Source organism: Aurantimonas sp. NFXS3 (assembly GCF_049132005.1).
In the GTDB taxonomy this organism is placed as follows: domain Bacteria; phylum Pseudomonadota; class Alphaproteobacteria; order Rhizobiales; family Rhizobiaceae; genus Aurantimonas; species Aurantimonas coralicida.
This window is the reverse complement of the sequence record NZ_JAGDDZ010000008.1, coordinates 15415-40660: the sequence shown is the minus strand read 5'-3', so window position 1 is coordinate 40660 and position 25246 is coordinate 15415. Positions and strand designations below refer to the sequence as shown.

Sequence of the window (25246 nt, the reverse complement as noted above, 5' to 3'; positions counted from 1 at the left end):
CAAACGCCGCCGTGCCCTGAGAGGCCGTCGGAGCATGACAGCCCGTCGCGGCGCACGCTTGCGTCCGGCGGCCCGCATGGATATCGCCTGACCATGACCACGATCCTGCTTTCCGCCGGCGGCACGGGCGGCCATCTGTTTCCGGCCGAGGCGCTGGCGCACGAACTCGTCGCGCGCGGCCACGACGTCCATCTCGTCACCGACGACCGCGCCGGCCGCTTCGCCGACCGGTTTCCGGTCAAGGAAATCCACCGCGTCCGCTCGGCGACCTTCGCCTCGAAGAACCCGGTCAAGGTGTTCTCGGCGCTGTGGACCCTGTGGCGTGGCTTCCGCGAGGCCGGCGCGCTGATCCGCGAAATCCGCCCGGCGGTGGTCGTCGGCTTCGGTGGCTATCCGACCGTGCCGCCGCTGATGGCGGCGCAGCGCGCCGGACGCCCCACCATGATCCACGAGCAGAACGCCGTGATGGGCCGGGCGAACAAGTTCCTGGCGCCGCGGGTCGACCGCATCGCCGCCGGCATCCCGCAGGGCAAGGCCGATCCGGCCATCGTCAGCAAGATCACCGTCACCGGCAATCCGGTGCGCCCGGCGGTGATCCTCGCGGCGCGCCAGGCCTACAGGCCGGCCGCGGCCGACGCGCCGTTCAACCTCGTCGTCTTCGGCGGCAGCCAAGGCGCCCAGTTCTTCTCGCAGGTCATGCCCGAGGCGATCGCGCATCTGCCCGAGGCGCTGCGCCGGCGGCTGGTCGTCACCCAGCAGGCGCGGGCCGAGGACGAGGAGACCGTGCGCCGCTTCTACGAAGCCGAGGGCATTCCCGCGACGGTCGCGCCGTTCTTCTCCGACATGGCCGAGCGGATCGGCGCGGCGCATCTGGTGATCAGCCGCTCCGGCGCCTCGACGGTGTCGGAGATCGCGGTGGTCGGCCGGCCGGCAATCCTCGTGCCCTATCCCTATGCGCTCGACCACGACCAGGCCGCCAATGCGGCGCGGCTGGAGGCCGAGGGCGGGGCGCTGGTCGAGCCGCAGGCGCAGCTGACGCCAGAACGCCTCGCCGGGCTGATCGCCGGCATCGCCGACGAACCGGCAAAGGCCGCGGCGATGGCCGCGGCGGCGCGTGCGGCGGGGATACCGGACGCGGCGGAGTTGCTTGCCGACCTCGTTGAGTCTATGCCGCAGGCCGTGAAACCAAGCTGAACACACATGAAATCAGGGGGATGCGGTCATGAAGATGCCGCCGAACATCGGACCGGTCCATTTCATCGGGATCGGCGGCATCGGGATGAGCGGCATCGCCGAGGTGCTGGTCAATCTCGGCTATAACGTCCAGGGCTCCGACCAGGGCGAGAACGCCAATGTCCAGCGCCTGCGCGAACTGGGCGTGAAGATCTTCGTCGGCCATTCCGCCGAGAATCTCGGCCAGGCCGAAGTCGTGGTCGTCTCCACGGCGATCAAGCGCAGCAATCCGGAGCTCGCCGCCGCCCGCGAGCGACTGCTGCCGATCGTGCGCCGCGCCGAGATGCTGGCCGAACTGATGCGCTTCCGCCATGCCATCGCCATCGGCGGCACCCATGGCAAGACGACGACCACCTCGATGGTCGCGACCCTCCTGGATGCCGGCGATCTCGACCCGACCGTGGTCAATGGCGGCATCATCAACGCCTATGGCACCAACGCCCGCATGGGCGAGGGCGAGTGGATGGTGGTCGAGGCCGACGAATCCGACGGCACATTCCTGAAGTTGCCTGCCGATATCGCCGTCGTGACCAATATCGATCCCGAGCATCTCGACCATTACGGCACCTTCGACAAGGTGCGCGAGGCGTTCTGCGCCTTCGTCGAGAACGTGCCCTTCTACGGCTTCGGCGTGATGTGCCTCGACCATCCGGAAGTGCAGGCGCTGGTCTCGCGCATCGAGGATCGCCGCATCATCACCTATGGCGAGAACCTGCAGGCCGACGTGCGCTTCGAGAATGTCAGCTTTACCGCCGGCAAGTCGCATTTCGACATCTCGATCCGCGACCGGGTGAAGGGCACGACCGAGCGCATCGACGGCCTCGTCCTGCCGATGCCGGGCCGCCACAACGTCTCCAACGCGACCGCCGCGATTGCCGTGGCGCACCGCCTGAACATCTCGGGCGACTCCATTCGCAAGGGCCTCGCTGGCTTCGGCGGCGTCAAGCGGCGCTTCACCCTGACCGGCGTCGTCGGCGAGGTCGCGATCTACGACGACTACGGCCACCATCCGGTGGAGATCCGGGCCGCGCTGTCGGCGGCGCGCTCGTCGGCCAGCGGCCGGGTCATCGCGGTGGTCCAGCCGCACCGCTACAGCCGTCTGCAGGCGTTGTTCGCCGACTTCGCCGCCTGCTTCAACGACGCCGACACGGTGATCATCGCGCCGGTCTATGCGGCCGGCGAGGAGCCGATCGACTTCGTCAGCTCCGAGATCCTGGTCGAACGGCTGAAGCTCGGCGGCCATCGCGACGCGCGCCTCATCGACGGGCCGGAAGAACTCGCCCCGCTGATCCATAATCTGGCCGAGCCCGGCGACATGGTGGTCTGCCTCGGCGCCGGCTCGATCTCGCAATGGGCCTATGCGCTGCCGAAGGATCTGGAAGCGCTGACCGCCGGCAACGGCCGGGCCTCGGCCTGATGGCGGGTACGAATCTGCTGGCCTCTCTCGGCGAGAGGCTGGAGGGTGTCAGGGGACGGCTGACGCCGGATGCCGGCATGGACAAGATCACCTGGTTCCGCGCCGGCGGTCCGGCCGAATTGTTGTTCCAGCCGGCCGACGAGGCGGATCTGGCGACCTTCCTGGCGGCGCTGCCCGAGGAGATCCCGGTGCTGGTCGTCGGGATCGGCTCGAACCTCCTGGTGCGCGACGGCGGCGTGCCGGGCGTGGTGATCCGGCTGTCCGCCAAGGGCTTCGGCCAGGTCGAGCACATCGGCGAGCGCACCCTGCGCGCCGGCACCGCGCTGCCCGACAAGCGGCTGGCCGCGGCGGCGCTCGAGGCGGGGCTTGGCGGCTTTCATTTCTACCACGGCATTCCCGGCGCCATCGGCGGCGCCCTGCGCATGAATGCCGGGGCCAACGGCGTCGAGACCTGCGAACGGGTCGTCGAGGTGCGGGCGCTGGATCGCAGGGGCGCCGTGCATGTCCTGACCAATGAAGAGATGGGCTACGCCTATCGCCATTCGGCGGCGTCGCGCGAGTTGATCTTCACCTCGGCGGTCTTCGAGGGCTATCCGGCCGGGGAGGCCGAGATCCGCGCGAAGATGGACGAGGTCCAGCATCACCGCGAGACGGTGCAGCCGATCCGCGAGAAGACCGGCGGCTCGACCTTCAAGAACCCGGCCGGCAGTTCGGCCTGGAAGGAAGTCGACAAGGCCGGCTGCCGCGGGCTTCGCGTCGGCGGTGCGCACATGTCCGAGTTGCACTGCAATTTCATGATCAACGACGCGTCGGCAACCGCCTACGACCTGGAGTGCCTCGGGGAGACGGTGCGCGCCCGGGTGCTGGAAACATCAGGTATCCGGCTCGAATGGGAGATCAAACGGCTCGGCCGGTTCCGCGACGGCGCCGCGGTGGAGCCATTTCTCGGCAACTGAGGTCGGCGCGCCATCTTAACGCGCCGCGCGGGCGTTCACCGCGCGCTTGATCTTTCGCAGCGCCTCAGTTGAAGCGCATGGCCACGCCCCGGCGGGCCGATTCCTTCATCAGGGCCAGCATCAGATCGCTGTCCCCGCGACGGTCGGTGGCGCCTCTGGCGATGGCGATCTGCCTTGCGGCATCGGCCAGCGTCAGCACCGTCCGCTCCTGCTTGGCGCGGATCACGACTTCCTCGACGGCATCATGCAGATCGTTCGACATCGCATGTCTCCTGACGGTCACGACCATGGAGATGATCGACAATTCGTTAACGGACCGGCTGTCTGCGAACGCAAATTGAAAAGAACCCCAGACCCGATATCTGCCACCCCCATTGTGGCAACGTTACGATTTTCTTGATTTAGCGCGAGTGCCTTAACCCGCGCTTAACCATCTGGCTGCGATGAATGGCCGATACCCTCGTTTTGAGGATGGATCGGGTTCTATGGGCAAGCATGTAGCAGTCTTGATGGGAGGGTTTTCGTCGGAGCGGCCTGTGAGCCTTGCCTCCGGCAAGGCCTGCGCGGCTGCGCTCGAGACCGCCGGCTACACCGTCACGACAGTGGATGTCGACCGGAACGTTGCGGAGACCCTGGCCCACCTGCGCCCGGACGTCGCCTTCAATGCGCTGCATGGGCCCTTCGGCGAGGACGGCACCATCCAGGGCATTCTCGAATATCTGGAAATTCCCTACACCCATTCCGGCGTGCTGGCCTCGGCGCTGGCCATGCACAAGGAACGGGCCAAGATCGTCGCCAAGGCGGCCGGGGTGCCGGTGGCCGAAGCCAAGCTCCGCCACCGCCTCGATGCGGCCGAAAGCCATGTCCTGCCGACGCCCTACGTCATCAAGCCGGTGGCCGAGGGCTCGAGCTTCGGCGTGCTAATCGTCCGCGAGGACCAGCCGCATCCGCCGCAGCAGCTTTATGGCGACGACTGGCCCTATGGCGACATCGTGATGATCGAGCGCTTCATCGCCGGTCGCGAGCTCACCTGCGCGGTGATGGGCGACGTGGCGCTGGAGGTCTGCGAGATCGTCACCGAGGGCCACGCCTTCTACGACTACGATTCCAAATATGTGCCCGGTGGTTCGAGCCATATCGTCCCGGCCGACCTGCCCAAGGATGTCGCGCGCAAGATCCAGGGCTGGTCGCTGGCCGCCCATGCGGCGCTCGGCTGCCGCGGCGTGTCGCGCTCGGACTTTCGCTATGACGACCGCTTCGGTCCAGGCGGCGAGGTGGTCTGGCTGGAGGTCAACACCCAGCCCGGCATGACCGAGACCTCGCTGGTACCCGACATCGCCGCCGCGTCCGGTCACAGCTTCCCCGAACTTCTCAGCTGGATGGTGGAGGATGCCTCATGTCGCCGATGACCGCCCAGCGCCCCTACGGGGCCTATCATGATCACCACGACGACCCCCGGCCGGGTGCCGTCGGCCGGCTGATGCTGCGCACCGCGCGCTTCGGTCGCCGGATCTCTGCGCTGGCCGGCGAGGTGGCGCAGCTGCCGCTGCCACGCTTCGGCAGCCTGGCGGCCGTCGTCGTCGGCGCATCGGTCGTCTACGGCGTCGCCCAAGGCGGCCACACGGTGACCGTGGTCGATTCCGTCGCCCAGCCGCTGGGCTTCGCGATCGAGGACATCGACGTCGTCGGCAATGCCGAGACCTCGGAAATCGACGTTCTGCAGGCGCTGTGGCAGACCGGCTCCCAGAGCCTGATCTCGCTCGACCCATCCGCGGCCCGCGAGACGCTGGAGGCGATGCCCTGGATCGACCGCGCCTCGGTCGCCAAGATCTTCCCCGGCCGCGTCAAGATCGGCATCTCCGAGCACCGCCCCTATGCGGTCTGGCAGAAGGGCCGGGAATTCGTCGTGGTCAATCGCGAGGGACAGGAAATCGTCCCCTTCGTGCCCGGCCGTTTCGCCGCGCTGCCCATCGTCGTCGGCGCCGGCGCGGCAACCCATGCCGCCGCCTTGATCGATGAAATGGAAGTGCTTCCCGAGCTTCGCGCAAGGGTCAAGGCGTATGTTCGCGTCGGAGACCGCCGGTGGGATCTGCGACTGGAGAACGGCCTGTCCGTCCTGTTGCCCGAAGACCAGCCGGTAGAAGCATTGGCCGAGGTAGCGAGAATGGATCGGGAGAACGGACTTCTGTCGCGGGACATCGTCTCCGTCGACGTGCGGCTGTCCGATCGCATGGTCGTCAAGCTCACCCCCGACGCCCTGGTGCGCCGGAACGCGGCCCTCGAAGAGCGCGAGAAGCTCATCAAGCGTAGCCGGAAGGACAAGCCGGTATGAGTCTGTTCAATCGCGGTGGGGACGAATTGCCCCGCATCAAGGCATTGCCGAAGCGCCGCGCCCGGATCATCTCGGTGCTCGACGTTGGCTCGGAAAAGATCTCCTGCCTGATCGCGCGCCTGAAGCCGCGCCTGGCCAGTGAGATGTTGCCCGGCCGCACCCACACGATCGAGGTCATCGGCGTCGGTCACCAGCGTTCGCACGGCATCAAGTCCGGCGTGGTCGTCGACCTCGACGCGGCCGAGCAGTCGATCCGCTTGTGCGTCGATGCCGCCGAGCGGATGGCCGGCCTGACCATCGAATCCCTGATCGTCTCGGTCACCGCCGGGCGGCTGAAGAGCCACAGCGGCTCGGCCGAGATCGCGACGTCCGGCGAGATCGACAAAATGGACGTCGAGCGCGTCCTCGGCATGGCCGCCCGCGTGCCGCTCGACGAGCGCCGCGTGGCGCTGCATTCCATGGCCTATGATTTGGCGCTGGACGGCGAAGGCGGCCTCGACAATCCAGTCGGCATGACCGGCTCGCGGCTCGGCGCCTCGATGCATGTGCTGTCGGCCGAGGAAACGCCGCTGCGCAATCTCGAGGCGGTGGTCAACCGCGCCCAGCTGATGGTCGAGGCCTTTGTCGCCACGCCTTATGCCAGCGCGCTGTCGACCCTCGTCGAGGACGAGGCCGCCATGGGCTCGGCCTGCATCGACATGGGCGGCGGTGCGACCACCATCGCGATCTTCCAGAACGGTCGCTTCGTTTATGCCGACCAAGTCGCCATGGGCGGCCGGCACATCACCATGGATCTGGCCCGCGGCCTGTCCATCCCGTTGGCCGACGCCGAACGGCTGAAGGTCATGCATGGCTGCACGCTGACCGAGCTGATGCAGGATGGCGAGACCGTGCAGGTCGCCGCCCTCGGCGAGGACGGTCACGACGCGCCGGTCACCGTGGCCCGCTCGCTGGTCGCGCGGATCATCCGGCCGCGCGTCGAGGAGACGCTGGAACTGGTCCGTGACCGGCTGGCTTCGTCCGGTCTCGGCCACGTCATTGGCAAGCGCATCGTCCTGACCGGCGGAGCCAGCCAGCTGGCCGGTCTCGGCGACACGGCCCGCGCCATCCTGCAGCGCAATGTCCGGCTCGGCCGGCCGATGGGCGTGTCGGGACTGAATCCGTCGAGCAAGGGCCCGGCCTTCGCGACGGCCGTCGGCCTGCTGATCTACCCGCAGGTCGCCCACCGCGAGAACGTCTCGGCGCCGTCGATCGCGACGGTCGCCTTCAACGAGAACACCCGCGCCGGCCGGATCGGATCCTGGCTGAGACGCAGCCTTTGACAACGCCCCCGGCCGCGCGGACGGCCGGGCGAACAACGAGATCGGTGCGCGCCGCGCGCCGCTGAAGAGTCACCAACGAACGGCCGCGCGGCGAACCGGCCAGAACTGCGTGAAAGAGGATCGAACCATGAGCGTTACCCTGAAGAAGCCCGACATCACCGAGCTGAAGCCCCGCATCACCGTCTTCGGCGTCGGCGGCGGTGGCTGCAACGCGGTCAACAACATGATCAATGCCGGGCTGGAAGGCGTCGAGTTCGTCATCGCGAACACCGACGCGCAGGCCCTGCGCTCCTCGCGCGCCGAACGCATCATCCAGATGGGCGTCGCCGTCACCGAGGGTCTGGGCGCCGGCTCGCAGCCGGAAGTCGGCAGCGCCGCCGCCGAGGAATCCATCGACGAGATCTGCGATCACCTCTTGGGCTCGCACATGTGCTTCGTCACCGCCGGCATGGGCGGCGGCACCGGCACCGGTGCGGCTCCCGTCGTTGCCCGTGCGGCGCGCGAAAAGGGCATCCTCACGGTCGGCGTGGTCACCAAGCCGTTCCACTTCGAGGGCCAGCGCCGTCTGCGCATTGCCGACCAGGGCATCGAGGAACTGCAGAAGAACGTCGACACGCTGATCGTCATTCCGAACCAGAATCTGTTCCGGATCGCCAACGACAAGACCACCTTCGCCGACGCCTTCGGCATGGCCGACCAGGTTCTGTATTCGGGCGTTGCCTGCATCACTGACCTGATGGTCAAGGAAGGGCTGATCAACCTCGACTTCGCCGACGTGCGTTCGGTGATGCGCGAGATGGGCAAGGCGATGATGGGCACCGGCGAAGCGTCGGGCGAGGGCCGCGCCATGGCCGCCGCCGAGGCCGCGATCGCCAACCCGCTGCTCGACGAGACCTCGATGAAGGGCGCCCGCGGCCTTTTGATCTCGATCACTGGCGGGCGTGACCTGACCCTGTTTGAGGTGGACGAGGCGGCGACCCGCATCCGCGAGGAAGTCGACCACGACGCCAACATCATTCTCGGCGCGACCTTTGATGAGAACCTGGAAGGCGTCATCCGCGTGTCGGTCGTGGCCACCGGCATCGACAAGGCCGAGATGGAAGCGGCCGAGCACACCGCCGCCTACCAGATCCGTCCGACGGCGGCCCCGGCACCGCGTGCGCTGCCCGAAACGCAGGCCGCGGCCGTGCGTCCGGCGGCCCAGCAGCCGGCCCCGGCCGCAGCACCCGTCCAGGAAGCTTCGGTCCATGCCGAAGCCCCGGCGCCCCAGGCCGAGATGGAGGACGACTTCACCGCCGCCCTCGAGGCCGAGATCGCCCAGGTCAGCCCGGCCGCCGAGCCGGCTCCGCGTGCAGCGGCGCCGCGCATGCCCCAGGTCGAGGACTTCCCGCCGAACGTGCGGGCCGAGATCGAGAGCCGTGCGGCGGCCGACGCCCATGACGAGCGGGGCCCGATGGGCCTGCTGCGTCGCCTGACGACTGGCCTGTCGCGCCGCGAGGAGGACGAAGCCGCACCGCACGAGGCACGTCATGCGCCGGCCGAGCAGCCGCGTCGTGCCGTGGTCGAGCCGAACCCCTACGCCCCGCGCCGTCAGGCCGCGGAATCGGCGGCCCGTCCGGCCCCGCAGCCGCGCGCCGTCAGCGAGGAAGACCAGCTCGAAATCCCTGCCTTCCTGCGTCGTCAGGCGAACTGACCGTCAACGTTGCAGGTTTGACACAAGGCCCGCCGGCACGTTCGGCGGGCCTTTTTCACGACAAGCGTATGAAATCACTGGCATTCGTGTTTTCGGCCCCGTTCCGGCGGTAACAACGGGTAACGAACCGTGATTTTGTCGAAGGGCCTGTTCGTTCTAGGGAATTTGTCACGAATTGCAGAGTGCGGGATGGCCCGATTCCTCCGAAGGGGGAGAGGGGGCGGGCCAGCACTGACGACGAAGCTCCCGAGCGGGGATGCCGGTATCTGAGACGCGGAGCACCGCGCCGATGCTGGCGGGAAAGGTTGCCGATAGTGCGAATGTTCCAGCAGACAATTGGATCCAGGGTCTATTTCGAGGGCATTGGCGTCCATAGCGGTCTCCCGGTCCAGCTCACCCTGCTTCCGGCCGAGGTCAACACCGGCATCGTCTTCCACCTGTGCGACAAGCAGGGCTACCTGCACGAGATCAAGGCCGTGACCGGCAATGCCGCGCCGATGGATCTGGCGACCGTCGTTGGCGATCCGCGCGGCGCCCATGTCGCGACGATCGAACATCTGATGGCCGCGCTCTACGCCATGGGCGTCGACAATGTCGTCGTGCAGCTCGATGCGCATGAGACGCCGATCATGGACGGCTGTGCCGCCGCCTTCATCAAGGGCATCCGCGAGGCCGACGTCGTCGGCCAGTCGGCCCGGGCCCGCTATGTGCGCGTCCTGAAGCCCGTCTCGGTCGAGATGAACGGCGCCCGCGCCGAATATCTGCCGCACAACGGCACCCGCTTCGAGATCGAGATCGACTTCGCCACCCCGGCCATCGGCCGGCAGGTCTACAAGGCGGATCTCACCGCCGAGCGCTTCGCCCGCGATCTGTCCCGCGCCCGCACCTTCGGCTTCATGAAGGATGTCGAGCGCCTGTGGGCCGCCGGCTCTGCGCTGGGCTCCTCGCTCGACAATTCCGTGGTCATCGGCGACGACGGCCGGGTGATCAATCCGGACGGCCTGCGCTACGACGACGAATTCGTCCGCCACAAGGCGCTGGACGCGGTGGGTGACCAAGCGCTGGCCGGTGCCCGCGTGCTCGGCTGCTACCGCTCCTATCGCGGCGGCCACAAGCTCAACGGTCTCGCGCTGCAGGCGCTTCTTGCCGACCGCCGGGCCTACGAGATCGTCGAGGCACCGTCGCGCCGGGTCGATCCGGTCCGTCATGCGCCGCTGGTCGCCGTCGCGGCGCCCGCCTACGGTCCGCAGACTCTCTGACATCGACATTGCGCAACCGCCGCGTCCGGTCGACAAAACCGGTGTCGCACACGATGACGTGCGCTTGATCGGGACGCTGCGTCACAAAAAAGACGGGTTGAACCGGCTTGAGCGTTGCTGACGACGAAGGCGCGGCGTAAGACAGCCGGGCTTTTGAAAGCAGGGGGATCAGCACGAATGAGCAATCCGCACGACCATCCGGCCTTGCGCCGACTGCGGGTGGCGAAACTCACCGGCGCTCTGGCGCTGGGTCTCGCATCCGCCGGCCTGTCGGGCTGCATGAGTTCGGACACCAGCGACGTCGAGGCGCTTGCGCTCGCCGCCCAGACCGATCCGCCGGACGTCCTGTACAATCAGGGGCTCGCCAATCTAGAAGGCGGCCGTCTCAGCGAGGCGTCCAAGAAGTTCGAGGCCATCGACCGCCAGCATCCCTATTCGGAATGGGCCCGCAAGGCGCTGGTGATGAGCGCCTTCGCCAGCTATCGCAGCGGCGACTACGACACGGCGATCAACTCCTCCAAGCGTTACCTGTCGCTGTATCCCGGCAGCGAGGAGGCGGCCTACGCCCAGTACATCATGGGCCTGGCCTATTACCGCCAGATCCCGGACGTCACCCGCGACCAGAAGGAAGCGGCCCGCGCGGCTGCGGCCATGCGCGAGGTGTTCGAGAAATACCCCGATTCCGAATATGCCGATGACGCGCGCGCCAAGCTGCGCATTGCCCGCGACCAGCTCGCCGGCAAGGAGATGCAGGTCGGCCGGTACTACCTGGAGCGGCGCGAATACGTCGCGGCGATCAACCGCTTCAAGAACGTCGTCGACGTCTATTCCGACAGCCGGCACGTGGAAGAGGCGCTGGCCCGCCTGACCGAAGCCTATTACGCCATGGGGCTGACCCGCGAGGCGCAGGCGGCGGCATCGGTGCTCGGCCAGAACTTCCCGGATTCGCAGTGGTACCGCGATTCCTACCAGCTCCTGCAGACCAACGGCCTGTCGCCGCGTGAAGGCAGTGCGACGTCGTGGTTCGGCGTGGCGGCGCGCAAGATCACCGGCGCCTGAGACAGACCGGGCCGGGGTCCGTCCCCGGTCCGCATTCCTGACGACGCTTGAGGCGGGCATGCGTCACGTCGGGCTGCGGGGCCTGCGTCATCAGGCCGCCGGGTAGGCGCGGCAGGCCGCGCGCACGGACGCGGTGACGGCTCCGGCGGTTTTCGCCGATTGCCGGTGCGCTTGGCTCCGATCCGCACTATCTTGACGAGCCATTGCCATTTCGGTGGCGGTTCAGTACCGACGATCCCGGTCATGCTCGTTCATCTTTCGATCCGCGACATCGTTCTCATCGAACGGCTCGACGTTGCCCTCGACGAGGGTCTCTCCGTGCTCACGGGCGAGACCGGCGCGGGCAAGTCGATCCTGCTCGACTCGCTGTCGCTCGCCCTCGGCGGGCGCGGCGATGGCGGCCTGGTGCGCCATGGCGCCAAGCAGGGCGAGGTGACGGCGGCCTTCGACCTGCCGTCCGGCGCCGGCGTGCGGGCGATCCTCCTCGACAACGGTTTCGACGAGCAGGATCTCAGCGAAGGCGACCTGATCCTGCGCCGCATCCAGACCGCCGACGGCCGCACCCGCGGCTTCATCAACGATCGTCCCGCCAGCGTCTCCCTGATGCGCAGCGTCGGCCAGGCGCTGGTCGAGATCCACGGCCAGCACGACGACCGCGCGCTGATCGACCCGCAGGCCCACCGCACGCTGCTCGACCAGTATGGCGGGCTGCAGCAGGAGGCGGCCTTCGTCGCCCGCGCCCATGCCGACTGGCGCGCCACCGAGCACGAGCTGCGCACCCATCGCGCCCGCGTCGAGGCGGCGGCCCGCGAGGCGGACTATCTGCGCTCTTCGGTCGACGAACTCTCCGACCTGGCACCGATCGCCGGCGAGGAGGAGGAACTGGCCGAGCGCCGGCAGGTGATGATGCGGTCCGAGAAGATCGCCACCGACGTCAACGACGCCCATGAGGAGCTGTCCGGTTCGTCCTCGCCGATCCCGCAGCTCGCCGGCCTCCTGAAGCGGCTCGACCGCAAGCGCGACGAGCTGCCCGGCCTTCTGGACGAGCCGATCGACCGGCTGGACACGGCGCTCGACGCGCTGTCCGACGCGCAGATGGCGCTGCAGACGGCGCTGCGCTCGCTGGAGTTCGATCCGCGGGCTTTGGAAGAGACCGAGGAACGGCTGTTCGCGCTGCGCGCGGCTGGCCGCAAATATTCGGTGCCGGTCGACGATCTGCCGGAACTGACCGCCCGGATGATCGGCGACCTGGCGGATCTCGATGCCGGCGAGGAGCGGATGGGCAAGCTGGAGGCCGAACTGGCCGAAAAGCGTCAGCGTTTCGACCGCGCCGCCGCCGAACTGTCGGAGAAGCGCCGTACCACCGCGCGGCTCCTGGAAGGCGCGGTGATGGCCGAACTGCCGGATCTGAAGCTCGACCGCGCGACCTTCCTCGTCGAACAGACGAGCGACCCCGAAAGCCCGTCCGCCGCCGGCATCGACCAGATCGAATTCTACGTCCAGACCAACCCCGGCACTCGCGCCGGCTCGATGATGAAGGTCGCCTCGGGCGGCGAGCTGTCGCGCTTCCTCCTGGCGCTCAAGGTGGCGCTGGCCGATCGCGGCTCGGCGCCGACACTGGTCTTCGACGAGATCGACACCGGCGTTGGCGGCGCCGTGGCCGACGCCATCGGCCGCCGTCTCGGCCGGCTGGGGCGCAACGTGCAGGTGCTCGCCGTCACCCATGCCCCGCAGGTTGCCGCGCGCGCCACGACCCATCTCCTGATTTCCAAGGGCAGCGCCGCCTCCGGCGAGGACCGCGTGGCCACCCGCGTCGCGCCGATCGGCGAGGACGGAAGGCGCGAGGAGATCGCCCGCATGCTGGCCGGCGAGACCGTGACCGACGAGGCCCGCGCCGCCGCCGCCCGGCTCATCGGCGCGGGGGCGTGAGCGTGACGGCCCGCCGCGTCCTGATCGCAGGCGCCGGGCCGGTCGGACTGGCCGCCGCGGTCGAGTTTCGCCGCCGGGGCTTTTCCCCGCGCATTGTCGATGCCGGCGAGGGGCCGACGCCGGAGGACCAGTCGCGGGCGCTCGGCGTCTTGCCGCGCACGCTCGACATCCTCGCGGCCTCGGGCATCACCGAACGCCTCTTGGCCGAGGGCAACCGGATCTCGCGCATGGCCGTCGCCGACAATGGCAAGCGGCTGTTCGAGATGACCACGGCGCCGGCGCATACGGCGCATCCCTTCATCCTGACCCTGCCGCAGGGGCGCACCGAGCGGCTGATGATCGCATGGCTGGCCGCCCATGACGTCGATGTTGAATGGGGCGTCGCCTTCCACACGGTCGCCGACACCCACGCGCCGCGTGTCACCCTCTCTACCGGTGAGATTGTCCCGGCGGACATCGTCGTCGGCGCCGACGGCGCCCATTCGGCGGTGCGCGAGGATGTCGGCATTCCGTGGAGCGGCGCGGGCTATCCGGCGGAGTTCGCGCTGGCCGACGTGGTCTTCGACAAGCCGGTCGATCCCGCTGTCGGGCGCATCGACCTGCGCAGCGGATCGGCCGATCCCGGCGGCGCCGTCGCCATGCTGCCGCTGGGCGCCCGGCGCGGCCGCTATGTCGGCATCGCGCCGTCGACCGAAGCGCTGATCGGCAATGTGCCCGGCATCGAATCCGTGACCTGGGCCTCGCGCTTCCGTGTCAGCTTCCGCCATGCCGAGCGCATGGCCAAGGGCCGGGTGTTCCTCGCCGGCGATGCCGCCCATGTCCATTCGCCGGTCGGCGGGCGCGGCATGAATCTCGGCATCTGGGACGCGGCGACCCTGGCCTTCTTGGCCAGCGAGGCGCGCGAAACCGAATACGAGATGCGCCGGCTGCCCTCCGTGCGCTCCGTCATGGATGCGACTCGCAGGGGCACCGACTTCATCGCGGCGCCGCCGCCGGCCGCGCTCCTGGCGATGCGCTATCTGATGCCGCTGGCGGCGTGGACCCCATGGCTGCGCGGGCGGATCGCGGACCGCATTCTCGGCCTCGACCTGCCGCAGCCCGAATGGCTATGACGGGCCGGACAAACAGCAGGGATTCGGACGGGCGATGAGCGACAAGGCGGTCGAGACGCTGGACAGGGACGAGGCGGCGGCCGAACTGGAACGGCTGGCCGGCGAGATCGCCGAACATGACCGGGCGTATTACCGCGAGGACGCGCCGACCGTCACCGACGCCGAATACGACGCGCTGCGCCGGCGCAACGCCGCCATCGAGGCGCGCTTTCCCGAGCTGATCCGCGAGGATTCCCCGTCCGCGCGGGTGGGGACCGAGGTCTCGGAGAAATTCGGAAAGATCCGCCATGCCGTGCCGATGCTGTCGCTCGACAATGCGTTTTCCGACGAGGACGTCGCCGACTTCGCCAAACGCGTGCGCCGCTTCCTGAAGCTCGACGACGACGCGCCACTGGCCATTACCGCCGAGCCGAAGATCGACGGCCTGTCGCTGTCGCTGCGCTACGAGAAGGGCGAACTGGTCTCGGCCGCCACCCGCGGCGACGGCGCCACCGGCGAGGATGTGACCCGCAACGCCCGGACCATCGACGACATCCCGAACCGGCTGAAGGGCAGGGCGCCGGAGGTCTTCGAGGTACGCGGCGAGGTCTATATGAGCCACGCCGCCTTCACCGACCTCAATGCCCGCCAGGCCGAGGAGGGCAAGCCGGTCTACGCCAATCCGCGCAATGCTGCCGCCGGCTCGCTGCGCCAGCTCGATGCTGGGATCACCCGCGCCCGCAAGCTGCAGTTCTTCGCCTATGCCTGGGGCGAGGCGAGCGAGGTGCCGGGCGAGACCCAGACCGAGGTCGTCGCGGCGATCGAAGACTTCGGCTTTCCGGTGAACGCGCGGATGAAGCGCTTCGAGACCATCGAGGGGCTGATCGCGCACTACCACGCGATCGAGGAGAACCGGGCCGGGCTCGGCTACGACATCGACGGCGTCGTCTACAAGGTCGACGACCTGGCGCTGCAGAAGCGCCTTGGCTTCGTCTCGCGCTCGCCGCGCTGGGCGATCGCCCACAAGTTCCCGGCCGAGCAGGCGACGACGGTGCTGCGGGCAATCGAGATCCAGGTCGGCCGCACGGGTGCCCTGACCCCGGTGGCCAAGCTCGACCCGGTCAATGTCGGCGGCGTCATGGTCGCCAACGCGACGCTGCACAATGCCGAGGAGATCGAGCGGCTGGATGTGCGCGTCGGCGACACGGTGCAGATCCAGCGGGCCGGCGACGTCATCCCGCAGGTGCTCGGCATCGTCGCGGACAAGCGCCCGCAGGATGCCGAGCCCTTCGCCTTTCCCACGACCTGTCCCTGCGAGCTGAAGACCGACGTGGTGCGCGAGGAAACCGCCTCGGGCGCCCAGAGCGTCGTGCGCCGCTGCACCGGCGAGTTCGCCTGCCCCTTCCAGCGCCGCGAGCATCTGAAGCTCTTCGTCTCGCGCAAGGCCTTCGATATCGAGGGGCTCGGCGACAAGCAGATCGACCTGTTCTACGACGATCCCGATTTCCAGGTCCGCACGCCGGCCGACATCTTCCGCATGCACGGCCGCAATCAGGAGGGGCTGAAGAAGCTGAAGGACAAGGAGGGGTTCGGCGAGGTCTCGGCGAAGAACCTCTTCGCGGCGATCGAAGCGCGGCGGACCATCCCGCTCGACCGGCTGATCTTCTCCCTCGGCATTCGCCATGTCGGCGAGACGACGGCAAAGACGCTGGCGCGGGCCTACGGCACCTTCGAGGCCTTCCACGAGGCCGCCCTGAAGGTGGCGGCCGGCGACGAGGAAGCGAGCGGCGAGATGGACGCGCTCGACGACATCGGCGGCGCCGTTATCACCGCGACGGCGCGGTTCTTCTCCGAGGACCACAATCTGAAGCTGGTCGAGGACCTCGTCGCCGAGCTCGACGTGCAGCCGGCCGAACAGCCGGCGGCAACGTCCCCCGTCTCGGGCCAGACCATCGTCTTCACCGGTTCGCTGGAGAAGATGACGCGGGACGAGGCCAAGGCGATGGCCGAGGGGCTGGGGGCGAAGGTCGCCGGCTCGGTGTCGAAGAAGACAGATATCGTCGTTGCCGGGCCGGGCGCCGGCTCGAAGCTGAAGAAGGCCGCCGAGCTCGGCGTCGAGGTGATCGACGAGGATGCCTGGTTCGTGCGGATCGGCCGCGACGCCTGACGGCGATTCGCCGCGACAATCTCCGGTTCGGGCTCGGGCGCCGGCGTGATGGCCGGGCCGGCGTCGGCGGACCGTCACCGTCTGCTTCTGCGCGGAGCACCTGACGTCGGGGCCGCCGGGCGGGCACGATGTATCCCCGCCACGGTCGCCGCCAGAACCGCAGGGCGGAGCCGATCGCGGCTTGCAGGTCCTTGATACAAGGCAGAGATTGGCGGCGTCCGAACAAGGAATCCTTATGCTCCTCTGCCCGCCGCGCCTCTTGCGCACCGGTCTTGCCGTCGCCCTGATCACCATCTCCGCGGGAGCCGTCTCGGCCACCGCCGTTTCGACGCCGCCGGCCGTCGACGAGGAGCCGGGCCTGCTGTCGCGGTCGCTGGCGGCGAAATCGGGCACCGAGGCGGCCGAAATGACCGCCGACATCCTGCGCGCCGACGACACCGACACCGTCCTCGACATGGCGCAAGGCTATGGCGAGGCCGAGCTCGTGACGACCGAGACGGGCGATCCGGTGATCACCGGCATCATCAACGGCGTCGCCTACCAGCTGTTCTTCCTCGACTGCACCGACGGGACGGACTGCGAGGTCGCCAATTTCTACGCCATATGGGACCGGCCCGACGTGGCGCTCGACGCGCTGAACGCCTGGAACCGCACGCATCCGTTTCACAAGGCGTATCAGACCGAGGACCAGTACCCGGTGGTCGAGCTGAACCTGTCGCTGCGCGGCGGGGTCACCCGTACGCAGCTGAACGACGCCTTCGACCGCTGGACCATCGCGCTGGCCGAGTTCGAGGCGCAGATTCTCGACCCGTCGCTCTGAGCCGAGGGCGGCGCAACGCGCCGTTCATCCGGGCACGGCTTGTGTGCGGCGCATCGAAGAAGCATAAGCCGGGCTGAGTAATCGGCGCGCGCCCATCCACAAACCCCGAGTGTCCAGTGACCGAGACCACCCGATCGGAGATCCGCGCGGCGTTGCGCGAGCTTCTGCCCGTGCTTCTCGCCGTCGTGCCCTTCGGCATGGTCTACGGCACGATCGCGACGGCGGAAGGGCTGAGCTTTGCCCAGACCATGGGCTTTTCGGCGACGGTCTATGCCGGGGCCTCGCAGCTCGCGGCGCTGCAGCTCATCGGGCTGGGCGCGCCGGTCTGGTCGGTGCTTTTGGCCGTGGTGGCGCTGAACTTCCGGCACGTGCTCTATTCGGCCTCGGTCGGGCGGCACCTGCATCGCTTCTCCGGCCTGCAGAAGGCGATGGCCTTCTTCTTCCTGGTCGATCCGGTGTTCGGCGCGGCCGAGGCGCGGGCGAGCGTCCAGCCGCTGACCAAGACCTTCTACTTCGCCTATGGCTGCGTGCTCTATGTCGGCTGGCTCGCCTCGTCGGCGCTCGGTGCGGTGTTCGGGTCACTGATCGACGATCCGGCGCGTTACGGGCTGGATTTCATCCTGCCAGTCTATTTCCTGACGCTGCTGATGACGTTTCGCGCCCGCAGCGGCTTCTATCCGGTGGCCCTGACCAGCGCGGCGGCGTCCATCGTGGTCTATCTGACCCTCGGGCCGCCCTGGCATGTGACACTGGGTGGCCTGGCCGGTATCGCGGTCGCCGCCCTCATGCCGCCGAAGCCGGCGGCCGCACCCGCGCAAGGGGATGACCGTCATGGATGAGATCTGGTGGATCATCCTGCTGGCCGGCGGCCTGACCTATCTGACGCGCGCCGGCGGGCATCTGCTGCTCGCCCGCATCGGCAGCATTCCGCCGCGTCTCGATGCGGCGCTGAATGCCGTGCCGGCGGCAGTGCTGACGACCATCGTCACTCCGGCGCTGGTCTCCGGTGGCTGGCCCGAGCGCATCGCCATCCTGGTCTGCATCGTCCTGGCGCTGCGGCTGCCGCTGATCGTCACCGTGGCGATCGGCACGGCGATGGTCGCCTTCGCCCGCGCCGCCGGTTTCTGAGCCTCACAAGAAAACGGGCCGGCAGAGCCGGCCCGTGAGAGATCAGGTTTCCTGGATGGCGGAGAGTTTCCACTCGCCGCCCTTGTCGCGCACGAAGGTCCACAATTCCGTCGTCTCGGTCGGGGTGTCGGGATCGCCCTCGACGACCTCGCCGGTGGTCCGGTCGCGCATCACGTCGATCGACGAATAGCGCATGGCGAGGCTGGCATACTCGGTGTGGCCCTCGCGCCATGCCTCGGCGATGTCGCCCTGCTCGAGCTTGATGTCGAGAACGTCGTTCTTGCGGCCGGACGTGGCGTTCTCCGACAGTTCCTCGGCGAGATAGGACATGATCTCCGGCGTGGTGATCGTCCGCAGCGCAGCGTAATCCTCGCGCGAGAACGCCGCCTGAACCTCGTGCAGCTTCTGCTCGAAGGTGTCGAGGTCGGCGTCGGTGATGCCGATCTCGTCGGACGGTTCGGCCGCCGCAGTCGCCGCGCCCGCCGCGGCGCCGCCGCCGAGACCTGCGCCCGAGCCGATCGAGGGAATGCGGAAGCTGCCATTGCCGGCCGGCTGCACCGGTTCCTCATAGGCGCGGCGCTCGGTGGGGCTGGAACCGTTGGCACGGACCGGGCTCGGATTGCGGCTGCGGAAGAAGCGGATCAGCAGCATCGCGCCAAGACCGATGAGCAGGCCCTGGACCAGAAGGGCGAGGAAGCCGCCCATGCCGCCGAAGCCGGTGCCCATCAGCATGCCGAACAGGCCGCCCAGCATCAGGCCGCCGAGAAGGCCGCCGCCGATGCCGCCGAAGAGGCCCGGACGCCGGGCGCCGGCGGCGCTCTGCGCCGCGCTGCCGCCGGGCTGCGTCGCCTGGCCGGGCGTCATCGAACGCTGCACGGGCGCGGCGCTCGGGGCCGTCCTGGTCGCCGGTGCGCTCTGATAGGTGCGAAAGCCCCGGCTGCCGAAGCTGCCGCCACGCCGCGCGTCGGCATAGTCGACCGCGACGAAGGAGAAGACAAAGAGAAGGCTCGCGAAAAGCGAGCCGAGGCGAAGGCGGTTGGCCATGTCGGTTCCCGTCTGGTTGCGTCCCGCCCAATATGGGGAATGCCGGATCGCAGCGCTATGGCTGCCTGAAAATTATGCATGCAGAACGGCCGCAAACCGGGCATTCCGCCACGGATTCAGCGCGACAGCGTCTTCGTGGCCGCCTCGATGCCCTTCAGGGTCATCGGGAACATGCGGTCCTCCATGGCCTCGCGGATCATGGCGATGGACTGGGTCCAGTCCCAGTGCTGGCGCGGGACCGGGTTGAGCCAGACCGATTTCGGCCATTGCCGGGTGAAGCGGTCGAGCCAGACGGCGCCGGGCTCGGCGTTCCAGTGTTCCACCGAGCCGCCGGGCATGCCGATCTCGTAGGGGCTCATCGAGGCGTCGCCCACGAAGACGGCGCGGTAGTCCGGCCCGAAGCGGTTGAGGACGTCCATGGTCGGGATCGTCTCGGCATGGCGGCGGTGATTGCTCTGCCACAGCCGCTCATAGGGGCAGTTGTGGAAATAGAAGAATTCGAGGTGCTTGAGCTCCGACCGGGCGGCGGAGAACAGCTCCTCGACCTCGCGCACATGATCGTCCATCGAGCCGCCGATATCGAGGAAGAGCAGCACCTTGACCGCGTTACGCCGCTCGGGCCGGGTCTTGACGTCGAGATAGCCGTGCTCGGCCGTGGCGCGGATCGTGCCGGTGAGGTCGAATTCCTGCTCGGCGCCGTCGCGCACCCAGCGGCGCAGCCGCTTCAGCGCCACCTTGATGTTGCGGGTGCCCAGCTCGATGCTGTCGTCGAGATCGCGGAACTCGCGCCGGTCCCAGACCTTCACGGCCCGCCGGTGGCGGCTTTCCTTCTGGCCGATGCGCACGCCTTCCGGATTGTAGCCATAGGCGCCGAAGGGGGAGGTGCCGCCGGTGCCGATCCATTTCGAGCCGCCCTGGTGGCGCTCCTTCTGCTCCTCCAGCCGTTGTTTGAGCGTCTCCATGAGTTTGTCAAAGCCGCCAAGGGATTCGACCAGCTTCTTCTCCTCGTCGGTGAGGTGCTTCTCGGCCAGCCGCCGCAGCCATTCCTCCGGCAGTTCGCGCGCGCCGACGCCGTCGCCGGCCTCGCCGGACACCGCCTCGACGCCTTTGAAGACGTCGCCGAAGACCCGGTCGAAGCGGTCGATGAAGCGCTCGTCCTTCACCAGCGTCGCACGGGCCAGATAGTAGAAGCCCTCGACATCGTAGGTGACGAGATCGGCCCGCATGGCGTCGAGCAGGGCGAGATGCTCGCGCAGCGTGACCGGCACGCCGGCGGCCTTGAGCTTGAGGAAGAAGGTCAGGAACATGGCTGCGAGAATAGGGCAGCGGGGGCGGGAAGTCATTGTCTGGACGCCAACCGCAACCTATCATTGCCGCAGTTGATCGCGCTACGCCAGCGGCGTATATATGAGGGGCAATTGGCTTCGAGCCTGGAAATCCAGATCGCCGAGACGCGGCGTTTCGAACTCGACTGCGCGCTTTACCAGTTCGGCGGCGCGGCTAAGGAACGCGCGCTGGATATTCTGGGGAACGACCCGGCGATCGGGCGCCCCCATGTGGAAAACGCGGCGCTTTGGCAGTGGAGTTTCGGCGAGTTCGATCTGATCTATGCGATCAGCGGCGATTTTTCAAAGCTGGTGCTTCTCGAGCTGCGGCCCCAGTCGGTTCGGCAGCGGCAGCCTCTGGAGCAGGTGTTCGCAGTGATAGACCGGATCAATGCAATCAAGCGACTATTCGGATTGTGAGCGCGTGATGAAGGCAAGAAAGACTCAGGAAGAAGCCGACGCCCATATGCTCGAATCGCTGGAGCAGGCGCTGAAATGGTTTCAAGGCGACGATTCGCAGGTCACCGTCCATCGCTACAAGATCGAGGTGCCGGACGTTGCCCGGCTGCGGCGCAAGCTGAAGCTGACCCAGGCGGATTTCGCGCTGAAGATCGGCGTGCCGATCGCGACGTTGCGCAATTGGGAGCAGGGGCGGCGCTATCCGACTGGCCCGGCCCGGGTGCTGCTCAACGTGCTGGCCCGGCGGCCGGAACTGGTGATGGAAGCCATCGACGCCGCCCAGACCGTCGAGGCGGCGGAATAGGGCGCTTCGGCCTGACCGCTTGATGCCCAATCAGCCGGGAACGGCGATCTCGCCGGTCAGATAGAGCACCGCCTGGCCGGCCACGACGACGGTTTCGCCCTCCAGCCGGCAGCGCAGATCGCCGCCGCGCTCCGACACCTGCCGCGCGGTGAACGCGCTTCCGCCAAGCTCGCCGGCCCAATAGGGCACCAGCGAGCAATGGGCCGAACCGGTGACCGGGTCCTCGTCGATGCCGGCCTTGGGCGCGAACATGCGCGAAACGAAGTCGAGGCCGGAGCCCGGCGCGCCCTGTGCCGTGGCGATGACGTTGCGTGGCGGCAAAGCGGCGATTGCCCGGATGTCGGGAGCGAGCGCCTCCACCTCGGCGGCGCTGTCCATCACCGCCAGCCAGGACGTGTCGTTCGGCACCGCATAGGAGATCACGGCCTTGGGCTGCGCGCCCAGAGCCTCGGCCAGCTGCTCGATCTCGGCGGCATCCACGGTGCCGGCCTCGTGCCGGCGCGGGAAGCGCATGACGAACCAGCCGTCCTCGCCGCGGGTGACGGTGAGCTCGCCGGACTCCCGCGTCACGAAGGTCAGCGTCGCCGCGCTCTCGCCGAGGCATTCGGTGAGGACAAAGGCGGTGGCCAAAGTCGCGTGGCCGCAGAGCGGCACCTCGATCGCCGGGGTGAACCAGCGCAATTCCCAGCGCGCCGGGCCGGCCGGCAGGAAGAAGGCCGTCTCGGCCAGATTGTTCTCGGCCGCGATCGCCAGCATGTCGGCGTCCGGCAGCCAGGCTTCGAGCGGCACGACGGCCGCCGGATTGCCGGCGAACAGCCGGTCGGTGAAGGCATCGACCTGGTAGATCGGCAGGGTGGTCATTACGGGAGCTTTCGCTGGTACTTGATGAAGGGCGTCACCGCCGCAATGCGGTCGTAGAGCTTGCGCGCAGTGGTGTTGAAGTCCTGCGTCATCCAGTAGACGGTCGGTGAGCCCGCCGCGTCTGCCGCCGCATAGACCGCCTCGATCAGCCTGCGCCCGACACCGGTGCCGCGCACCTCCGGGTCGGCATAGAGGTCCTGCAGATAGCAGACATCCTCGACCCGCCAGCAATGGCGGTGGAACAGGAAATGCACGAGGCCGACGGGCTTGCCGCCTGCTTCCGCGATCAGGCCGCGGAACTCGTTGTCGTCGCCGGACGAAAGCCGCGCGAAGGTCGTGGCATAGACCTCCTCCGACACGCTCGCCTCGTAGAAGGTCAGATAGTCGGTCCACAGCCGGCGCCATTCGGCCTCGTCGCCCGGCCCGATCGGGCGAATCCGCACCGCGTCGTTCATGCTGGCTCCTGTCCGTTCCGTTCGACGGGCGCCGCCGTCCGTCACCCCTGCCTCCGCGCAAGGAACGCCAGCCGCTCGAAGAGGTGGACGTCCTGCTCGTTCTTCAGGAGCGCGCCGGCGAGCTTGGGCAGGGCCTTGGTCGGGCTTTCGCGCAGATCCTTGGCCTCGATGTCCTCGGCGACCAAGAGCCGGATCCAGTCGAGCGCCTCGGAGGTCGACGGCTTCTTCTTGATGCCGGGCTGTTCGCGGATCTCGTAGAACTGGGTCAGCGCCGCGCGCACCAGATCCTGCTTGATATGGGGATGGTGGACGTCGACGATCCGCGCCAGCGTCTCCGGGTCGGGGAACTGGATGTAGTGGAAGAAGCAGCGGCGCAGGAAGGCGTCCGGCAGTTCCTTCTCGTTGTTGGAGGTGATGATGACGATCGGCCGGTGCTTCGCGCGGATCGTCTCGTCGGTCTCGTAGACGTCGAACTCCATCCGGTCGAGTTCCTGCAACAAATCGTTGGGAAACTCGATGTCGGCCTTGTCGATCTCGTCGATCAGAAGCACCACGCGCTCTTCCGAAGCGAAGGCCTCCCAGAGCTTGCCGCGGCGGATGTAATTGCGGATGTCGTTGACCTTCTCGTCGCCGAGCTGGCTGTCGCGCAGCCGTGAGACGGCGTCGTATTCGTAAAGGCCCTGCGCCGCGCGCGTCGTCGACTTCACCGTCCACTGGATCAACCGCAGCCCCAGCGCCTCGGCGATCTGGAAGGCGAGTTCGGTCTTGCCGGTGCCGGGCTCGCCCTTCACCAGCAGCGGCCGCTCCAGTGTGATCGCCGCGTTGACCGCGATGGTGAGGTCCTTGCCGGCCACATAGGCGTCGGTCCCGGTAAAGCGCATGCGCGTCATCCTGTTCGTCGTCTTCGCAATCGCGGGAACCATAAGGGCCGGCGGAGCACTTGCAAGCCGCAGCAGACGTCTTTGCCGAACGCACCGTCAAACGGGGCTGATCGCCGCCCGGGGCCGCCCTATCTCGCAACTGCGAAACGCCGGCGGTCTCCGTCATGCCGCCGACCCCGCCGCGGCCCCCACCGACAGGATCAGACGATGACACAGGCTTCCGCCATTGCAGGCGCGCCCGAGGATATGGTGGAGAGAGACGCGCGGCCGGCCGGCCTCGGCCCGGTGCTGACCGTCTTTTTCGCCTTTGCCTGCGGCGCGCTGGCGGCCAATCTCTATTATGCCCAGCCCCTCGTCGCGCTGATCGGCGCCGATACCGGCCTGTCGGTGGCCGCCGAAAGCGCCATCGTCACCGTGGCGCAGATCGGCTACGCCATCGGCCTCGTGCTGCTCGTGCCGCTTGGCGACGTCGTCGAGAACCGCCGGCTGATCCTTGTCACCATGGCGGCCAATCTCGTGGCGCTGGCCGGCCTGGCGCTGGCCCCTGGCCTGTCGGCGCTGTTCGCGGCGATGCTGTTCGTCGGCGTCTCGTCGACCGCCGCGCAGATGCTGGTGCCGCTCGCGGCCAATCTGGCCCCGCCGGACGAGCGCGGCGCCGTCGTCGGCAATGTCATGAGCGGGCTTCTGGCCGGCATCCTTCTCGCCCGGCCGGCGGCAAGCTTCCTGGCCGATTATGTCGGCTGGCGCGGCGTCTTCGGCCTGTCGGGTGTGCTGGTGGCGGTGCTGATGGTCGCTGGGTTGGTGCTGCTGCCGCAGCGGCGCCCGGAGGGCACGCGCGGCTATGGCGCGCTGATCGCCTCCCTCGGCAAGCTCTTCGCGCACCAGAAAGTGCTGCGCCGGCGCGGCCTCTACCATGCGGCGATGTTCGGGGCGTTCTCGCTGTTCTGGACGGCGGCGCCGATCATCCTGCTGCGCGAGCCCTACGGCTTTTCGCCGAGCGGCGTCGCGCTGTTCGCGCTGGCCGGCGTTCTCGGCGTCTTCGCCGCGCCGGTCGCCGGGCGGCTGGCCGATCGCGGCTACACCCGCATCGGCACTATCGCGGCTATCGCGACCGTCGTCATTGCCTTCGTCGCGGCGCTGTTCGGCGAGACCTCGCTGGTCGCGCTGGTTGCGGCCGGCATCCTCATCGATCTTGGCGTCCAGGCCAATCTCGTCTTCGGCCAGCGCGAGATCTACCAGCTCGATGCCAGCATCCGGAACCGGCTGAACGCCGTCTACATGACGACCTTCTTCCTCGGCGGCGCGCTGGGCTCGGCCCTGACCAGCCCGGTGCTGGAGACCTTCGGCTGGACCGGCATCTGCGTCATCGGCATCGCCATGCCGGGCGCGGCGCTCCTCTACTACCTTGCCGCCGATCGCGTTGAGGGGGCGGGCGCTACAGCCTAAGCGGCGCACGCGGCACCGGTTCGTCGAGCGTTGCCGGGCGCCAGGTGCGTGGCGGGCCGCTCGGC

General features: G+C 68.2%; 24 protein-coding genes. 18 read left to right on the top strand and 6 right to left on the bottom strand.

Features of this window, described 5'->3' with window-relative positions:
• The first annotated feature begins 87 nt into the window (after nucleotides 1-87).
• Genes murG through murB form a run of 3 tightly spaced genes read left to right on the top strand, consistent with a single transcriptional unit; the run spans nucleotide 88 to nucleotide 3606 of the window.
• Entirely contained in the window at nucleotides 88-1194 is a 1107-nt protein-coding gene (gene murG, locus J3367_RS19185) for an undecaprenyldiphospho-muramoylpentapeptide beta-N-acetylglucosaminyltransferase (RefSeq protein ID WP_187390672.1), read from the top strand.
• A gap of 28 nt (nucleotides 1195-1222) precedes the next feature.
• Nucleotides 1223-2650 (top strand): UDP-N-acetylmuramate--L-alanine ligase, encoded by a 1428-nt coding sequence (murC, locus tag J3367_RS19180; protein ID WP_228239838.1) that lies wholly within the window; start codon nucleotides 1223-1225, stop codon nucleotides 2648-2650.
• Nucleotides 2650-3606, top strand: coding sequence for a UDP-N-acetylmuramate dehydrogenase (murB, locus tag J3367_RS19175; RefSeq protein ID WP_228239839.1), 957 nt, complete (start codon nucleotides 2650-2652; stop codon nucleotides 3604-3606). Before murC ends, murB begins: the two co-directional genes overlap by 1 nt.
• 64 nt (nucleotides 3607-3670) lie before the next feature.
• On the opposite strand, the gene J3367_RS19170 is transcribed toward murB, so the two are convergent.
• Nucleotides 3671-3868 (bottom strand): hypothetical protein, encoded by a 198-nt coding sequence (locus J3367_RS19170; RefSeq protein WP_277024007.1) that lies wholly within the window; start codon nucleotides 3866-3868, stop codon nucleotides 3671-3673.
• A 223-nt stretch (nucleotides 3869-4091) separates the two neighbouring features.
• Here J3367_RS19170 and J3367_RS19165 point away from each other — a divergent pair, with 223 nt between their 5' ends.
• From J3367_RS19165 to J3367_RS19110, 12 genes are all read left to right on the top strand, one after another.
• A complete protein-coding gene (locus J3367_RS19165) occupies nucleotides 4092-5015 on the top strand; it encodes a D-alanine--D-alanine ligase (protein ID WP_024351995.1) in 924 nt (307 codons plus the stop codon).
• A complete protein-coding gene (locus J3367_RS19160; protein ID WP_421462186.1) occupies nucleotides 5003-5938 on the top strand; it encodes a cell division protein FtsQ/DivIB in 936 nt (311 codons plus the stop codon). Before J3367_RS19165 ends, J3367_RS19160 begins: the two co-directional genes overlap by 13 nt.
• On the top strand, nucleotides 5935-7260 hold the full coding sequence (gene ftsA / locus J3367_RS19155) for a cell division protein FtsA (protein WP_421462184.1): 1326 nt from the start codon (nucleotides 5935-5937) through the stop codon (nucleotides 7258-7260). The genes J3367_RS19160 and ftsA overlap by 4 nt, the downstream gene beginning before the upstream one ends.
• A 127-nt stretch (nucleotides 7261-7387) precedes the next feature.
• Nucleotides 7388-8953 carry a cell division protein FtsZ gene (ftsZ, locus tag J3367_RS19150; RefSeq protein WP_421462182.1) on the top strand — a complete coding sequence of 522 codons (1566 nt, stop codon included), beginning with the start codon at nucleotides 7388-7390 and terminating at the stop codon, nucleotides 8951-8953.
• Between the two features lie 320 nt (nucleotides 8954-9273).
• A complete protein-coding gene (lpxC, locus tag J3367_RS19145) occupies nucleotides 9274-10212 on the top strand; it encodes a UDP-3-O-acyl-N-acetylglucosamine deacetylase (protein ID WP_188076297.1) in 939 nt (312 codons plus the stop codon).
• Between the two features lie 177 nt (nucleotides 10213-10389).
• On the top strand, nucleotides 10390-11271 hold the full coding sequence (locus J3367_RS19140) for an outer membrane protein assembly factor BamD (RefSeq protein ID WP_024351990.1): 882 nt from the start codon (nucleotides 10390-10392) through the stop codon (nucleotides 11269-11271).
• A gap of 243 nt (nucleotides 11272-11514) precedes the next feature.
• The gene (gene recN / locus J3367_RS19135; RefSeq protein WP_421462180.1) at nucleotides 11515-13200 is read left to right on the top strand and encodes a DNA repair protein RecN; all 1686 of its coding nucleotides are present in this window, start codon (nucleotides 11515-11517) and stop codon (nucleotides 13198-13200) included.
• Nucleotides 13197-14312, top strand: coding sequence for an FAD-dependent oxidoreductase (locus tag J3367_RS19130; RefSeq protein WP_421462178.1), 1116 nt, complete (start codon nucleotides 13197-13199; stop codon nucleotides 14310-14312). Before recN ends, J3367_RS19130 begins: the two co-directional genes overlap by 4 nt.
• 34 nt (nucleotides 14313-14346) lie before the next feature.
• Nucleotides 14347-16458 (top strand): NAD-dependent DNA ligase LigA, encoded by a 2112-nt coding sequence (gene ligA / locus J3367_RS19125; RefSeq protein WP_230784525.1) that lies wholly within the window; start codon nucleotides 14347-14349, stop codon nucleotides 16456-16458.
• Nucleotides 16459-16693: 235 nt separating this feature from the next.
• Nucleotides 16694-17278 carry a YbjN domain-containing protein gene (locus J3367_RS19120; protein WP_421462176.1) on the top strand — a complete coding sequence of 195 codons (585 nt, stop codon included), beginning with the start codon at nucleotides 16694-16696 and terminating at the stop codon, nucleotides 17276-17278.
• A 116-nt stretch (nucleotides 17279-17394) separates the two neighbouring features.
• Nucleotides 17395-18117 (top strand): AzlC family ABC transporter permease, encoded by a 723-nt coding sequence (locus J3367_RS19115; RefSeq protein ID WP_421462174.1) that lies wholly within the window; start codon nucleotides 17395-17397, stop codon nucleotides 18115-18117.
• Nucleotides 18110-18406 (top strand): AzlD family protein, encoded by a 297-nt coding sequence (locus J3367_RS19110; protein WP_421462172.1) that lies wholly within the window; start codon nucleotides 18110-18112, stop codon nucleotides 18404-18406. The genes J3367_RS19115 and J3367_RS19110 overlap by 8 nt, the downstream gene beginning before the upstream one ends.
• Before the next feature lie 42 nt (nucleotides 18407-18448).
• On the opposite strand, the gene J3367_RS19105 is transcribed toward J3367_RS19110, so the two are convergent.
• Both J3367_RS19105 and J3367_RS19100 read right to left on the bottom strand, forming a co-directional pair.
• Nucleotides 18449-19450: a Tim44 domain-containing protein gene (locus tag J3367_RS19105; RefSeq protein ID WP_421462171.1), complete on the bottom strand. Its 1002-nt coding sequence runs from the start codon at nucleotides 19448-19450 to the stop codon at nucleotides 18449-18451.
• 116 nt (nucleotides 19451-19566) lie between these two features.
• Nucleotides 19567-20757, bottom strand: a complete 1191-nt coding sequence (locus J3367_RS19100) for a vWA domain-containing protein (RefSeq protein WP_421462244.1) — start codon at nucleotides 20755-20757, stop codon at nucleotides 19567-19569.
• Nucleotides 20758-20868: 111 nt separating this feature from the next.
• Between J3367_RS19100 and J3367_RS19095 the strand changes: the two genes are divergently transcribed.
• On the top strand, nucleotides 20869-21195 hold the full coding sequence (locus tag J3367_RS19095; RefSeq protein WP_155898559.1) for a hypothetical protein: 327 nt from the start codon (nucleotides 20869-20871) through the stop codon (nucleotides 21193-21195).
• A 7-nt stretch (nucleotides 21196-21202) separates the two neighbouring features.
• The gene (locus J3367_RS19090) at nucleotides 21203-21538 is read left to right on the top strand and encodes a helix-turn-helix domain-containing protein (protein ID WP_024351980.1); all 336 of its coding nucleotides are present in this window, start codon (nucleotides 21203-21205) and stop codon (nucleotides 21536-21538) included.
• Nucleotides 21539-21568: 30 nt separating this feature from the next.
• Here the strand turns inward: J3367_RS19090 and J3367_RS19085 are convergent, their stop codons facing one another.
• From J3367_RS19085 to J3367_RS19075, 3 genes are read right to left on the bottom strand one after another with little or no spacing between them, the layout of a single operon-like run.
• A complete protein-coding gene (locus J3367_RS19085) occupies nucleotides 21569-22399 on the bottom strand; it encodes a PhzF family phenazine biosynthesis protein (RefSeq protein ID WP_187390566.1) in 831 nt (276 codons plus the stop codon).
• Nucleotides 22399-22854 (bottom strand): GNAT family N-acetyltransferase, encoded by a 456-nt coding sequence (locus tag J3367_RS19080; RefSeq protein ID WP_421462169.1) that lies wholly within the window; start codon nucleotides 22852-22854, stop codon nucleotides 22399-22401. The genes J3367_RS19085 and J3367_RS19080 overlap by 1 nt, the downstream gene beginning before the upstream one ends.
• A gap of 41 nt (nucleotides 22855-22895) precedes the next feature.
• On the bottom strand, nucleotides 22896-23735 hold the full coding sequence (locus J3367_RS19075; RefSeq protein ID WP_024351977.1) for an AAA family ATPase: 840 nt from the start codon (nucleotides 23733-23735) through the stop codon (nucleotides 22896-22898).
• 207 nt (nucleotides 23736-23942) lie between these two features.
• Here J3367_RS19075 and J3367_RS19070 point away from each other — a divergent pair, with 207 nt between their 5' ends.
• Nucleotides 23943-25181 carry an MFS transporter gene (locus J3367_RS19070; protein WP_421462167.1) on the top strand — a complete coding sequence of 413 codons (1239 nt, stop codon included), beginning with the start codon at nucleotides 23943-23945 and terminating at the stop codon, nucleotides 25179-25181.
• The last annotated feature ends 65 nt before the right edge of the window (nucleotides 25182-25246 follow it).